The organism is Bradyrhizobium sp. Ken01 (assembly GCF_055807355.1).
The window spans coordinates 62,048-75,695 of sequence record NZ_JBVVPC010000011.1 but is presented as its reverse complement, the minus strand read 5'-3'; the positions used below and the strand labels follow the sequence as shown (position 1 = coordinate 75,695).

Below are 13,648 nucleotides of genomic sequence, written 5' to 3'. Positions count from 1 at the left end.
AATGCGAAATTGAACAAAAGTTACCCCACCAAGGAGGGACACCGTGAGCGAAGTGGTCAAGCTTGAGCGTCATGACGAAGTCGGGATCGTCACGGTCGACAGCCCTCCGGTCAACGCGCTGAGCGCCGCGGTTCGCGGCGGAATTCTGGAATGCATCAAGGCCGCGGTCGCCGATCCCGCCATCAAGGGCATCGTGCTGACCTGTGCCGGCCGGACCTTCATCGCAGGCGCCGACATCACTGAATTCGGCAAGCCGCCGAAGGCACCCGGCCTTAACGATGTGCTTTCCGAGATCGAGAATTCACCAAAGCCGGTCGTGGCCGCGATCCACGGCACCGCGCTCGGCGGCGGCCTCGAGGTCGCGCTCGCCTGTCATTTCCGCGTCGCGGTGAAGGAAGCCAAGCTCGGCCTGCCCGAGGTGAAGCTCGGCCTGCTGCCGGGCGCCGGCGGCACCCAGCGCCTGCCGCGCGCGGTCGGACCGGAGCTCGCGGTCAAGATGATCGTCGGCGGTGATCCGATCGGTGCGGCGGAAGCGCTGAAGAACGGCCTGATCGAGGAGATCGTCGAGGGCCCGGCCGCCGGAGGCGAAGCCTTCGTACGAAAGTTGCTGGCTGAAAAGCGTCCGCTGCGCCGCCTGCGTGACGACGACTCCAAGATCGCGGCGGCCAAGGCCGATCGCTCGATCTTCACCAATGCGGTTGCCGCCATGACCAAGAAGGCGCGCGGCCTGGAAGCGCCGTTCGCGGCGGCCGACGCCGTCGGCTACGCCATCGACCTGCCGTTCGACGAGGGCCTCAAGAAGGAGCGCGAGGGCTTCCTGAAGCTCGTCGCCAGCGATCAGTCCAAGGCGCAGCGTTATGCCTTCTTCGCCGAGCGCGAGGCCAGCAAGATCGCCGGCGTTCCCGAGGGAACCAAGCCGCGACCCGTGAACCGCGTCGCCATCCTCGGCGCCGGCACGATGGGCGGCGGCATCGCGATGTCCTTTGCCAATGCCGGCGTTCCCGTCACCCTGATCGAGACCGGCGAGGAGCAGCTCAAGCGCGGCATGGGCATCATGCAGAAGAACTGGGAAGCGACCGCGGCGCGCGGGGGCATCCCGGCGGATGCGCCCGCCAAGCGCATGGCGCTGATCAACGGCGTCGTGGGCATCGAGAACGTCGGCGATGCCGACCTCGTCATCGAAGCCGTGTTCGAGACCATGGCAGTGAAGAAGGAAGTGTTCGGCAAGCTCGACCAATACGTCAAGCCGGGCGCCGTGCTCGCCTCCAACACCTCCTACCTGAACATCGACGAGATCGCGAAGTCGACCAAGCGTCCGCAGGACGTGCTCGGCATGCACTTCTTCTCGCCCGCCAACGTCATGAAACTGTGTGAGATCGTGCGCGCCGACAAGACCGCGCCGGATGCCCTCGTGACCGCGGTCAACATCGCACGGAAAATCGCAAAAGTGCCGGCCGTGGTCGGCGTCTGCGACGGCTTTGTCGGCAACCGCATGCTGGCCCAGCGCGGCAAGCAGTCGGAGAAGTTGCTGTTCGAAGGTGCCTTGCCGCAGCAGGTCGACGCCGTCGTGACGAAATTCGGCATGCCGATGGGGCCGTTCGCGATGGGTGACCTCGCCGGCCTCGACATCGGCTGGCGCTCGCGCAAGGACCGCGGCATCAAGTCGGAGATCGCGGACGCGCTCTGCGAAGCCGGCCGCTTCGGCCAGAAGACCGGCAAGGGCTATTACAAATACGAAGCCGGCTCCCGTTCGGCGCTACCGGATCCGGAAGTCGAGAAGCTGATCGACGAGACGCTGCTGCGTTTGGGCCGCAAGAAACGCGTCGTCAGCGACGACGAGATCCTCGAGCGCATGATGTATCCGATGATCAACGAGGGCGCGAAGATCCTGGAAGAAGGCATCGCCGCGCGCCCCTCCGATATCGACGTGGTCTGGCTCTATGGCTATGGCTGGCCGATCTACCGCGGCGGCCCGATGTTCTGGGCCGACACCGTCGGCCTCAAGCACATCGCCGATCGTCTCTCCTTCTATGCGAAGGAGACCAATGACCCCAGCCTCGAGCCCGCGCCACTGCTGAAGAAGCTCGCGGAGGAGGGCAAGACCTTCGCCTCGCTCGCGGCGGGCTCGAAAGCGGCGTGATGGTATTGGGGTGGCTGTGATGTCTCGCCCCGAGCAACGCTCTCTCCGTTCCCTCCCCCCTTGTGGGGGAGGGTCAGGGAGGGGGGTAGCCCCGGGCGCCGGCGCTTGTGGCCACCGCCTTCCCCAACCCTTCCCCACAAGGGGGAAGGGAGCCCGTCTGTCCGTGCCCGCCTCACGTCTGCAGAGTAACGACCCTTAATGACCCATCCCGGCGAACAGTTTTATCCCGAAGGCGTGCGCTGGGACGACACCATCGTCCAAGGCACGCTGCCTGACCTGCTGGCAAAAGCCGCCGCGGAGTACGGCCCGCGCACCGCGCTGGAATTCCGGGATCGTCCGATCACCTACACCGAACTCGCCGCGATGGCGGAGCGTGCGGCTGCCGCGTTCCTGCGCGCCGGCTGCGGCAAGAACACTTCCATCGCCCTGTTCCTCGGCAACACGCCCGATCATCCCGTCAATTTCTTCGGCGCACTGAAGGCAGGCGCCCGTGTCGCGCATCTGTCGCCGCTCGACGGCGAGATCGCGCTGACGCACAAGGTCTCCGATTCCGGTTCGCGCCTGCTCGTCACCACCAACCTCGCGGCGCTGCTGCCGACCGCGCTGAAATTCCTGGAGAAGGGCCTGATCGACCGCCTCGTCGTCTGCGAGGACGACAACTGGGGCAAGGTCGGCACACCGCAGGCTGCGATCCCCAGCGATCCCCGGATCGTCACCTTCAAGGCATTTGTCGAGGGCGCAACCGCGCCGGCAGAGTGGCCGCAAGTGAACGCCGACGATGTCGCGCTGCTGCAATATACCGGCGGCACCACCGGCCTGCCCAAAGGCGCGATGCTGACCCACGGCAACCTCACCTCGGCCGTGTCGATCTACGACGTCTGGGGCAAGCCGTCGCGCGCGACGCGCGGCGACGTCGTCGAGCGCGTGATCTGCGTGCTGCCACTGTTCCACATTTATGCGCTCACTGTCGTGCTGCTGTCCTCGCTCAGCCGCGGCTATCTGATCTCGCTGCATCAGCGTTTTGACGTCGAAGCGGTGATGCGCGACATCGAAATCAAGCGCGCGACTTATTTCCCCGGCGTGCCGACGATGTGGATCGCGATCGCCGCGCTCCCAGATCTCGACAAGCGCGACTTCTCCTCGCTCGCCACCATCGGCTCCGGCGGTGCGCCGCTGCCGGTGGAGGTCGCAAATTTCTTCGAACGCAAGGTCGGCAAGAAGCTCCGCAGCGGCTGGGGCATGACCGAGACCTGCTCGCCCGGCACCGGCCATCCGCCCACCGGTCCCGACAAGCCGGGCTCGATCGGCCTGATGCTGCCCGGCATCGAACTCGACGTCGTCGCGCTGGACGATCCGACACGCGTATTGCCGCCGGGCGAAGTCGGCGAGATCCGGATCAAGGGCCCGAACGTCACCAGGGGCTACTGGAACAGGCCCGAGGGGTCCGCGGAGGCCTTCGTCGACGGCCGCTTCGTCACCGGCGACATCGGCTATGTCGACACCGACGGCTATTTCTTCCTGGTCGACCGCAAGAAGGACATGATTATCTCCGGCGGCTTCAACGTCTACCCGCAGATGATCGAGCAGGCGATCTACACCCTACCAGGCGTGCACGAGGTGATCGTGCTCGGCATTCCCGACTCCTATCGCGGCGAGGCCGCAAAAGCCTTCATCAAGCTCAGGCCCGGCGCAAATCCGTTCTCGCTCGGCGAACTGCGCGCGCAGCTCACCGGCAAGCTCGGCAAGCACGAATTGCCGGCGGAGGTCGAATTCGTCGACGATCTGCCGCGCACGCCGGTCGGAAAGCTGTCGCGCCATGAGTTGCGCCAGCAGCAGAAACCATCACAATCCGCCCAACTTGCCACCCGACTTGCATCAGGAGATCGCTCTTGACCGACGCCGTCATCGTTTCCACCGCTCGCACCCCGATTGGCAAGGCCTATCGCGGCGCGCTCAACGCCACCGAGGGCGCAACCCTGCTCGGCCACGCCATCGGCGAAGCCGTCGCGCGCGCCAAGGTCGACCCCAAGGAGGTCGAGGACGTCGTGATGGGCGCTGCGCTGCAACAGGGCGCGACCGGCGGCAACATCGCGCGCAAGGCGCTGCTCCGTGCCGGTCTCCCCGTCACCGTCGCCGGCACCACCATCGACCGGCAATGCGCCTCGGGCCTGCAGGCGATCGCGCTCGCCGCACGTTCGGTGATTTTCGACGGCGGCGCGATCACGGTGGGCCATCCCTACGGCATGTCGGGCGCGCGTCTCACCGGCCACGCTCTGATCGAAGGCCGCCGCCGCAAGGCGAAGTACGCGGTCGTCACCATGTGCGTCGGTGGCGGCATGGGCGCGGCGGGGCTTTTCGAGGTGTTGCAGTAGTTCTGGTCCAGTAGCCGTCGTCCCGGCGAAAGCCGGGACCCATACTCCGCAGCAGGAGTTTGGCGCACGAACAACAATGGCCTTCGCAAGACAACGAAGGTCGGTGGTTATGGGTCCCGGCTTTCGCCGGGACGACACATTCACAGGAGGATCCGATGGATCTCGCATTCACGAAAGAAGAGCAGGCGTTTCGCGAGGAAGTGCGATCATTCTTCCGCGACAACGTGCCGCCGGATACGCGGCGCAAGCTGGTCGAGGGCCGCCACCTCTCGAAGGACGAGATGGTGACGTGGTGGCGCATCCTCAACAAGAAGGGCTGGGGCGTCAGCCACTGGCCCAAGCAATATGGCGGCACCGGCTGGACCTCCGTGCAGCACTACATCTTCAACGAGGAGCTGCAGTCCTACCCGGCGCCGCAGCCGCTCGCCTTCGGCGTCAGCATGGTCGGCCCCGTCATCTACACCTTCGGCAATGAAGAGCAGAAGAAGCAGTATCTGCCCCGCATCGCCAATGTCGACGATTGGTGGTGCCAGGGCTTCTCCGAGCCCGGCTCCGGCTCCGACCTCGCCTCGCTCAAGACCAAGGCCGAGCGCAAGGGCGACAAATGGATCATCAACGGCCAGAAGACCTGGACCACGCTCGCCCAGCACGCCGACATGATCTTCTGTCTCTGCCGCACCGACCCCTCCGCCAAGAAGCAGATGGGCATCTCCTTCATCGTGTTCTCGATGAAGTCCAAGGGCGTCACTGTGCGCCCGATCCAGACCATCGACGGCGGCGCCGAGGTCAACGAGGTGTTCTTCGACGACGTCGAAGTGCCCATCGAGAACCTGATCGGCGAGGAGAACAAGGGCTGGGACTACGCGAAATTCCTGCTCGGCAATGAGCGCACCGGCATAGCCCGCGTCGGCGTCTCCAAGGAGCGGCTCCGCCGCATCCGCGATCTCGCCGGCAAGGTCGAATCCGGCGGCAAGCCGATCATCCAGGACGCGGCCTTCCGCGACAAGCTCGCGGCCTGCGAGATCGAGCTCAAGGCGCTCGAACTCACCCAGCTCCGCGTCGTCGCCGACGAAGGCAAGCATGGCAAGGGCAAGCCCAATCCGGCGTCGTCAGTGTTGAAGATCAAGGGCTCCGAGATTCAGCAGACCACCACCGAGCTGCTGATGGAAGTGATCGGCCCGTTCGCGGCACCCTACGATGTGCACGGCGATGACGGCTCGAACGAAGCCATGGACTGGACCGCCCAGATCGCGCCGAGCTATTTCAACAACCGCAAGGTCTCGATCTACGGCGGCTCCAACGAGATCCAGCGCAACATCATCGCCAAGGCGGTGCTGGGGCTTTGATCGTACACTATCAACACGCACTCACCGTCATGGCCGGGCTTGACCCGGCCATCCACGCCTAGCGCTACGAAAGAACGTGGATGCCCGGCACAAGGCCGGGCATGACGACATCGATACCGGAGAACAAAGAACATGGATTTTGATCTGAACGAGGAGCAACGGCTTCTCAAGGAAAGCATCGACGGCCTCTTGACCGATTCCTACGATTTCGAGAGCCGCAAGAAGTACATGAAGGAGAAGGGCGGCTGGAGCAAAACCGTCTGGGGCAAGCTCGCCGAGCAGGGCCTGCTCGGTCTGCCCTTCGCGGAGGCCGATGGCGGCTTTGGCGGCGGCGGCGTCGAGACCATGATCGTGATGGAGGCGCTCGGCAAGGCGCTGGTGCTCGAGCCTTATCTCGCGACCGTCGTGATCGGCGGCGGCTTCCTGCGCCATGCGGGCAGCGATGCGCAGAAGGCCGCGCATGTGCCCGGCATCGTCGACGGCAGCAAGACGCTCGCCTTTGCCCAGCTCGAGAAGAACTCGCGCTACGATCTCTTCGACGTCACCACGACGGCGAAGAAGAAGGGCGACGGTTGGGTCATCGACGGCGAGAAGTTCGTCGTGCTCAACGGCGAGAACGCCGACACCCTCATCGTGACCGCGCGCACCAAGGGCGAGCGCCGCGACAAGAGCGGCATCGGTTTGTTCCTGGTGCCGGCCGACGCCAAGGGCGTCGCCAAGAAGTCGTACCCGACCCAGGACGGCCTGCATGCCGCCGACATCACCTTCACCGGCGTCGAAATCGGTGCCGATGCGGCGCTCGGCAATCCCGACGACTCGCTCGCGCTGATCGAGCGTGTGGTCGACGAAGCTCGCATCGCGCTTTGCGCCGAAGCGGTCGGCCTGATGGACGAGTCGCTGAAGACCACGGTCGAGTACATTAAGACGCGCAAGCAGTTCGGCGTGCCGATCGGTTCGTTCCAGTCGCTGCAGCACCGCGCCTCCGACATGTTCGTCGCCGCCGAGCAGGCGCGATCGATGTCGATGTTCGCGACCATGGCTGCTGATTTCGAGGACGCCAAGGAGCGCAGCAACGCCGTTGCGGCGGCCAAGGTGCAGATCGGCAAATCGCTGAAGTTCGTCGGACAGCAGGCGATCCAGCTCCACGGCGGCATCGGCATGACCATGGAGGCGAAGATCGGCCACTATTTCAAACGCCTGACCATGATTGAGAACTCGTTCGGTGACACCGACTACCACCAGCGCCGCGTGGCGGATGGTGGCGGGTTGATCTGAACTGAGCCGGCCACACGAAGACTGTCATGCCCCGGCTTGACCGGGGCATCCAGTACTCCGCGGCGGCTGTTCGTTCACACAGCTTCAGCCGCGGCGTACGGGATCGCCCGGTCAAGCCGGGCGATGACGACTGAACAAGTGGCCTCAACGGAGCAACAACAATGAAAAACACCCCGTTCGATCTCACCGGCAAGGTCGCCGTGGTCACCGGCTCCAGCCGCGGCATCGGCCGCTCCTCCGCCGAGCTGCTCGCAAAACTCGGCGCCAAAGTGGTGGTCTCCTCGCGCAAGGCCGACGCGTGCCAGGAGGTCGTCGATGGCATCAGGGCGGCCGGTGGTGACGCCACCGTCATCCCCTGCAACATCGCGCGCAAGCAGGAGGTCGAGGCGCTGATCGCGGGCGCGACCAAGCATTACGGCAAGATCGACATCCTGGTCTGCAACGCCGCCGTCAACCCGTATTACGGCCCGCTGCTCGACATCACCGACGAAGCTTTCGACAAGATCATGGGCAGCAACGTCAAGAGCAACATCTGGCTCTCCGCGCTGGCGATCCCGCAGATGGCCGAGCGCGGCAACGGCTCCGTCGTCATCATCTCCTCGATCGGCGGCCTGCGCGGTTCGACCGTGATCGGCGCCTACGGCATCTCGAAAGCCGCCGACTTCGCGCTGTGTCGTTCGCTCGCCGGCGAATGGGGCCCGAAAGGCGTCCGCGTCAACTGCATCGCGCCCGGCCTGGTCAAGACCGACTTCGCCCGCGCGCTGTGGGAAGACGAAGCGAATCTGAAGCGCCGCACCGCCACCACGCCGCTTCGCCGCATCGGCGAACCCGACGAAATCGCGGGCGCAGTCGCCTACCTCGCCTCGGATGCGTCGAGCTTCATGACCGGACAGACCATCGTCATCGACGGGGGCGTGACCACGGCGGCGCCGTAGTCGCCGCTCGTCCGCTACGGGCGGCGCTCGGCCAAGGTGCGTTCGATGGCGCTTTCGATGGCGCGGACGACGATCAGGGCCGAGCGTTCGTCGAGATGCACGCCGTCGTCCCAACGCAGCTCGCGTCGCGGCGGATCGATCGGCAGCCAAAGCGCGCGATCCGGGAAGGCTTCGTTGACGATCTCGTTGGTGATCCGGACCATGCGGGAGCCTTCGATCTCCGGCGCAAACGGAACGTGAATCAGAAACACGCGGGTGCCGCGCCGCTGCAGCTCGTCGATGAGCTGCCTGACGCGGACCACATTCGCGCGTACCGGCACGGTCGGGTCAGCTTCGTTCATCTGCTCCAGCGCACGGTCGAGATAGACCTTGTTGTCGAACGTGCCCGGCGGCTGGCTGAGCAGGCGATCCCGCTCGGCGCGCGCCCGGGCGGGATCGGGTTCACCGTGCTTCCACGTTTCATAGCCCGCGACCGCTGTTCGCACCGGGCGCAACAGCAGCGCTTCCGTGCCCGCGCCGCCGGAAAATTTCTCGATCAGCGCGCTGTCCGACTCGCGCGTCAGGACATTCGTCTCGATCAGCACGATCTTCGGCGGGTTCGGCCGGTTCGCGACGATCTCGAGACCTGTCACCGGCGAGCCGCCCGCCAACTAAAGATTGCGGACGCGCGGCGGCGAGAAATACTCCTCCTTGAGGCGCCAGGCGACCGAGCTGCCGACCACCACGACTTCAGGCGTGGGATCCCGCACATAGCGGTTGAGACTGATCAGGCTGCCGCCGCGGGTCGTGACCGCCGGCTGCTGCAGGGCCGAGCCGAAGCGCGCCGTCGTGAAGGCGCAGGCCAGCAGCAGCGCGGCTGCAGCCGCCGCGCACTTGATCAGCCATGAAAGCGTTAAATTCTGCTGCATGTCAGAACTGGAAGTAGATGAAGGTGCTGTCGGGCCCCGCCTCGAGACAGGCGAGCGCCGCGAGCGCGCCATAGAGATACGGCTCCCATCGCCGCAACCGGCCTTCGACCAGCGCGCCGATGCCGACATGCTGGATGATAACCGGCAAGGCATAGAGCAAAGCGAGGTTGGTGAACAGTTTTGGCGGATTGGGCGTGTCCGTCGCGATGAACATTCCCTTGAGGTAGCTGAGCGCGTGGTCGAAGTTCGGCAGCTTGAAGAAGATCCAGAGCATCGTGACGCAGAAGAACACAATGCCCATCCGGATCACCCGCACCGCCGGGCTTCGATCGCCCAGGAGCTTCAGGAACGGTCGTTCGATCACGAGCAGGATTCCGTGCGCCATGCCCCACAGGGCGTAGCTCAGGCTGGCACCATGCCAGAGTCCACCAAGCGTCATCACGATCATGAGGTTGAGGCAGGTTCGAGCCGGTCCATGACGGTTGCCGCCGAGCGGAATGTACAAATAGGTCTTGAGCCAGCTCGACAACGAGATGTGCCAACGTGTCCAGAACTCCGAGAACGAGGTCGAGATGTAGGGCAGGTTGAAGTTCACGGGCAGGCGATAGCCGAACAGCAGGCCGAGGCCGAGCGCGATCGCCGAGTAGCCGAAGAAGTCGGCGTAGATCTGGTAGCTGTAGAGGAACACCAGCAGCCAGCGGTCCTGCGTGCGCAGCGTCTCGTAGAGCGGGAAGTCCATATAGGACGTCATCTCGTTGAGATTGTTCGCCACATACAGCTTGAAGAAATAGCCGACCAGGATCCATTTCGCGGCCTCGACGAAGGCAACGTCACCGATCCGCTTGGGAACGATCTGCGGCATGAACTGGGCCGCGCGCGTGATCGGGCCGGACACCAGCTGCGGAAAGAAGATGATGTAGAGGAACACCTCGCGCAAGCGCACGGTGCGCTTCTCGCGCGTCAGGTCGACCAGCAGGCTGATGTTGTGGAACACGAAGAACGAGATGCCGATCGGCAGCGGCAGCCGCAGCAGGAAGTCAATCGGCGCGGTGCCGGTGAGATGGGTCGCGGCGGCGTCAACGAACAGGAACTTGTATTTGAAGAACGCCAGCAGGCCGAGATTGAAGACGATGCCGGCCGGCATCCAGAAAGCTCGATTATCGAACGCAAGCACCAGGCAGAGATGGGTGCCGAGCACCGCGACGAGCAGCAGCGGCAGCAGCTCCGGCTGGCCGAAGCCATAGAAGAACACGCTTGCGAGGACGAGCAGCGGGACCTGGAAGCCGCGCAGGGAAGGCAGGTAATAGACGCCGAACACGATCGCGACGAAGATGCCGAACTGAAAAGAAGTGAAGGTCATGCCGCCCCATTTGCCGGCCCGGCATGTAGCATTTTCGCATTCTCTGTCCTAGCCCGGTGTCCTCCCCCGCTCCAGGGAAGTGGCATGACCGCGCCGCTTGCTCCGCCTCGCCCGCTTGCGGGAGAGGCCGACGCGCCCCGGGCGATGCGAAGCATCGTCCGCGCGCGGCGGGTGAGGGCTCTCACCCCGTGGGGATTCCCTCCGCAATTCTCGACATCCCATTGCGGAGACAGCCCTCACCCCAGCCCTCCCCCGCAAGCGGGGGAGGGAGCGCACTGCCGATGCCGCCGCACCCCCCAGGGGAGGATCAACGCCCGCGCCTTGACCTGCTGCCGGCAATCCCGTTTTCTCTGCCCCAACACAACAACCCCTCCTCACGGGAACACGCCAAGGGCAAGCCGCCATGTCTTTCGTCCTCGCCATCGACCAGGGCACCACCTCCTCGCGCGCGATCGTGTTTCGCGGCGACATTTCCATTGCGGCGAAGGCGCAGGCCGAGTTTCCGCAGCATTTCCCCGCCTCGGGCTGGGTCGAGCACGAGCCTGAGGACATCTGGACCTCGACCGTGACGGTCTGCCGCGACGCGATCGCGCAGGCCGGCATCAGCGCAAAGGACATCGCCGCGATCGGGATCACCAACCAGCGCGAGACCACCGTGGTGTGGGATCGCGCCACCGGGCAGGCCGTGCACCGCGCCATCGTCTGGCAGGACCGCCGCACCGCCGACATCTGCGCCAAGCTGAAAGCCGACGGCCGCGAGCCCGTGATCTCGCAGAAGACCGGCCTCATCATCGATCCCTATTTCTCCGGCACCAAGGTCGCCTGGATTCTCGACCACGTCCCCGGCGCGCGGGCGCGCGCCGCGCGCGGCGAATTGATGTTCGGCACCGTCGATTGCTATCTGCTGTGGCGCCTCACCGGCGGCAAGGTGCATGCCACCGACGCCACCAACGCCTCGCGCACGCTGCTGTTCAATATCCACACCGGCCAGTGGGACGACGAGCTCTTGGAGATCATCGGCGTGCCGCGCTCGATGCTGCCCGAGGTGAAGGATTCCTCCGCCCGCTTCGGCGAGAGCACGCCGGACCTGTTCGGCGGCGCGATTGCGATCTCCGGCATCGCCGGCGACCAGCAGGCCGCGACCATCGGCCAGGCCTGCTTCCGTCCAGGCATGATGAAATCCACCTACGGCACCGGCTGCTTCGCCCTGCTCAACACCGGCACGACGCCCGTGGCCTCGAAGAACAAGCTGCTCACCACCATCGCCTACCAGCTCGGCGGCAAGCGCACCTACGCGCTCGAAGGCTCGATCTTCGTCGCAGGCAGCGCGGTGCAATGGCTGCGCGACGGCCTCGGCATCATCAAGCATGCCGCCGAGACCGGACCTCTCGCCGATCAATCGGATTCGATGCAGAGCGTCTATCTCGTCCCGGCCTTCGTCGGCATGGGCGCGCCGTACTGGAATCCGCGCGTGCGCGGCGCGCTGTTCGGCCTCACCCGCAACACCGGCCCGGGCGAGCTTGCCCATGCCGCGCTGGAAAGCGTCTGTTACCAGACGTTTGACCTCTGGGCCGCGATGCGCGCGGACTGGCCGAGCTCGGAAACCGCCAGCGTGGTGCTCCGCGTCGATGGCGGCATGACCGCATCCGACTGGACCATGCAGCGCCTCGCCGACCTGCTCGACGCGCCGGTCGATCGCCCCGTGATCCAGGAGACGACGGCACTGGGCGCCGCCTATCTCGCGGGCCTCCAGGCCGGCGTCTATCCCGAGCCGACGAAGTTCGCCGACAACTGGCGCCTCGAGCATCGCTTCAAGCCGAACATGAGCCAGGCCACGCGCGAGCGGAAGCTCGCGGGCTGGGCGAGGGCGGTGAAGGGCGTGCTGGCAAGCGACGAGGGCGAGGGTTAGGCCGGTCTCGTAGTCCGGATGGAGCGCAGCGAAATCCGGGTGTCTCCAGAAGCGATTACCCTGACGCCGCGGTGAATGAGGCGTATCCACAAACTCCGCCGTCGTCCTGGCGAAAGCCAGGACCCATAACCACCGAGCTAAGTTGCCTTGGACCGCTGGTCGCCCCAACCTGCCGCAACCGCGACCAGCTGTGGTAATGGGTCCTGGCTTTCGCCAGGACGACACGGAAGGTGTGGCCGGCGTTCAGCTTCAAAGGGACGCATCCCATGATCCTCCCCGACGGCTATTCCGACATTCCCGCCGGCAAGATCGCTGCCGTCGTCACGCATCTCGAGATGACCGCGCGCCCGGCGCCGCGTGACGATCCTCCCGGCGCCTGGACCCTTCGCAAGGTCGATACCCCCGCGCTTCATTGGTATCGCGACCTCCATCGCCGCGTGGGCGAAGAGTGGTTGTGGTTTTCGCGCGCGCGCATGAACGACGCCGAGCTCGCCGCAATCGTCCACGCACCGGGCGTCGAGGTCTATGCGCTTGCCGTGGACAGCCACGATGAAGGCCTGCTGGAGCTGGACTTTCGGGAGGCCGGCCAGTGCGAGCTCGTGTATTTCGGTGTCACCGCGAAACTGATCGGCAGCGGTGCCGCCCGCTTTATGATGAACCGCGCGCTTGAGATGGCATGGTCACACGATCTGTCCCGCGTCTGGGTGCACACCTGCACCTTCGATCATCCGTCGGCCGTCGCATTCTACCAGCGCTCAGGCTTCCGTGCATTTCGGTGCCAGATCGAGGTCGCCGACGACCCGCGTCTCAATGGCACCGCGCCGCGGACGGCGGCAAAGCATGTGCCGATTATCGGCTAGTGCGCAGCTGCCTCCCCACCGTCATTGCGAGGAGCCCTTGCGACGAAGCAATCCAGACTGTCTCCGCCGAGAGATCCTGGATTGCTTCGCTGTGCTCGCAATGACGGAGTGCCGGCATCACGACCCTCGTTAGCCGTTGAAATTCACCGCATTGGTGTTGGCGCCGCAAACCAGCACCGTGACCCGCTCGCCGCTGGCGCAACAGCAGATTGGCAAAGGCACCGCGCGCCTTGAACGGTCCGGAATGCTGCAACAGCTCGAGCTTGAAAATGGCCGGTGCGGACGGCAGGCCAAAATCAGCGAGATCGGCTGGACGAGCGGCGTGCGCCGCATGTGCGGGCGGATGACGGCCTCAGTCGCCGCGATCCGCTCCCGATTGATGTCCATTGTTGCTGTCATGATGCCGTCCTTGATAGCGCATCCGGCGGACACTGTCGCGGTGCCGTTGCATCCGGCGCAATGCTCCACTTCCGTGATTTTGCTTGCGCCACTGCGGCCTTGCCGTGGAAACTGATTGGCCCTGCCTTGTCCAAAGCCAGAAGA

12 protein-coding genes are annotated in these 13,648 nt (G+C 65.1%); 9 read left to right on the top strand and 3 right to left on the bottom strand.

Annotated features, from left to right (window positions below; all coding sequences use genetic code 11):
• Positions 1–43 precede the first annotated feature (43 nt).
• From AC0L3S_RS13645 to AC0L3S_RS13620, 6 genes are all read left to right on the top strand, one after another.
• Positions 44–2,140 (top strand): 3-hydroxyacyl-CoA dehydrogenase NAD-binding domain-containing protein, encoded by a 2,097-nt coding sequence (locus AC0L3S_RS13645; RefSeq protein ID WP_473279409.1) that lies wholly within the window; start codon positions 44–46, stop codon positions 2,138–2,140.
• Between the two features lie 198 nt (positions 2,141–2,338).
• The gene (gene pimA / locus AC0L3S_RS13640) at positions 2,339–4,033 is read left to right on the top strand and encodes a dicarboxylate--CoA ligase PimA (protein ID WP_473279408.1); all 1,695 of its coding nucleotides are present in this window, start codon (positions 2,339–2,341) and stop codon (positions 4,031–4,033) included.
• Positions 4,030–4,512: a thiolase family protein gene (locus AC0L3S_RS13635; RefSeq protein WP_473279407.1), complete on the top strand. Its 483-nt coding sequence runs from the start codon at positions 4,030–4,032 to the stop codon at positions 4,510–4,512. The genes pimA and AC0L3S_RS13635 overlap by 4 nt, the downstream gene beginning before the upstream one ends.
• 155 nt (positions 4,513–4,667) lie before the next feature.
• A complete protein-coding gene (gene pimC, locus AC0L3S_RS13630; RefSeq protein ID WP_085351714.1) occupies positions 4,668–5,858 on the top strand; it encodes a pimeloyl-CoA dehydrogenase large subunit in 1,191 nt (396 codons plus the stop codon).
• A gap of 132 nt (positions 5,859–5,990) precedes the next feature.
• Complete coding sequence (pimD, locus tag AC0L3S_RS13625) at positions 5,991–7,133, top strand: pimeloyl-CoA dehydrogenase small subunit (RefSeq protein ID WP_473264529.1); 1,143 nt, start codon at positions 5,991–5,993, stop codon at positions 7,131–7,133.
• 161 nt (positions 7,134–7,294) lie between these two features.
• Positions 7,295–8,068 (top strand): SDR family NAD(P)-dependent oxidoreductase, encoded by a 774-nt coding sequence (locus AC0L3S_RS13620; RefSeq protein WP_473279406.1) that lies wholly within the window; start codon positions 7,295–7,297, stop codon positions 8,066–8,068.
• 14 nt (positions 8,069–8,082) lie between these two features.
• Here AC0L3S_RS13620 and AC0L3S_RS13615 read toward each other — a convergent pair whose 3' ends face one another.
• The 3 genes from AC0L3S_RS13615 to AC0L3S_RS13605 are packed head-to-tail and all read right to left on the bottom strand — an operon-like array spanning position 8,083 to position 10,336.
• Positions 8,083–8,700: a hypothetical protein gene (locus AC0L3S_RS13615; protein ID WP_473279405.1), complete on the bottom strand. Its 618-nt coding sequence runs from the start codon at positions 8,698–8,700 to the stop codon at positions 8,083–8,085.
• Between the two features lie 18 nt (positions 8,701–8,718).
• Complete coding sequence (locus AC0L3S_RS13610; RefSeq protein WP_473279404.1) at positions 8,719–8,976, bottom strand: hypothetical protein; 258 nt, start codon at positions 8,974–8,976, stop codon at positions 8,719–8,721.
• Between the two features lies 1 nt (position 8,977).
• A complete protein-coding gene (locus AC0L3S_RS13605) occupies positions 8,978–10,336 on the bottom strand; it encodes an MBOAT family O-acyltransferase (RefSeq protein WP_473279403.1) in 1,359 nt (452 codons plus the stop codon).
• Positions 10,337–10,739: 403 nt separating this feature from the next.
• Here AC0L3S_RS13605 and glpK point away from each other — a divergent pair, with 403 nt between their 5' ends.
• From glpK to AC0L3S_RS13590, 3 genes are all read left to right on the top strand, one after another.
• Positions 10,740–12,245: a glycerol kinase GlpK gene (glpK, locus tag AC0L3S_RS13600; RefSeq protein WP_473279402.1), complete on the top strand. Its 1,506-nt coding sequence runs from the start codon at positions 10,740–10,742 to the stop codon at positions 12,243–12,245.
• Between the two features lie 266 nt (positions 12,246–12,511).
• Complete coding sequence (locus tag AC0L3S_RS13595; RefSeq protein WP_473279401.1) at positions 12,512–13,105, top strand: GNAT family N-acetyltransferase; 594 nt, start codon at positions 12,512–12,514, stop codon at positions 13,103–13,105.
• Positions 13,106–13,241: 136 nt separating this feature from the next.
• The gene (locus tag AC0L3S_RS13590; protein ID WP_473279400.1) at positions 13,242–13,619 is read left to right on the top strand and encodes a hypothetical protein; all 378 of its coding nucleotides are present in this window, start codon (positions 13,242–13,244) and stop codon (positions 13,617–13,619) included.
• The last annotated feature ends 29 nt before the right edge of the window (positions 13,620–13,648 follow it).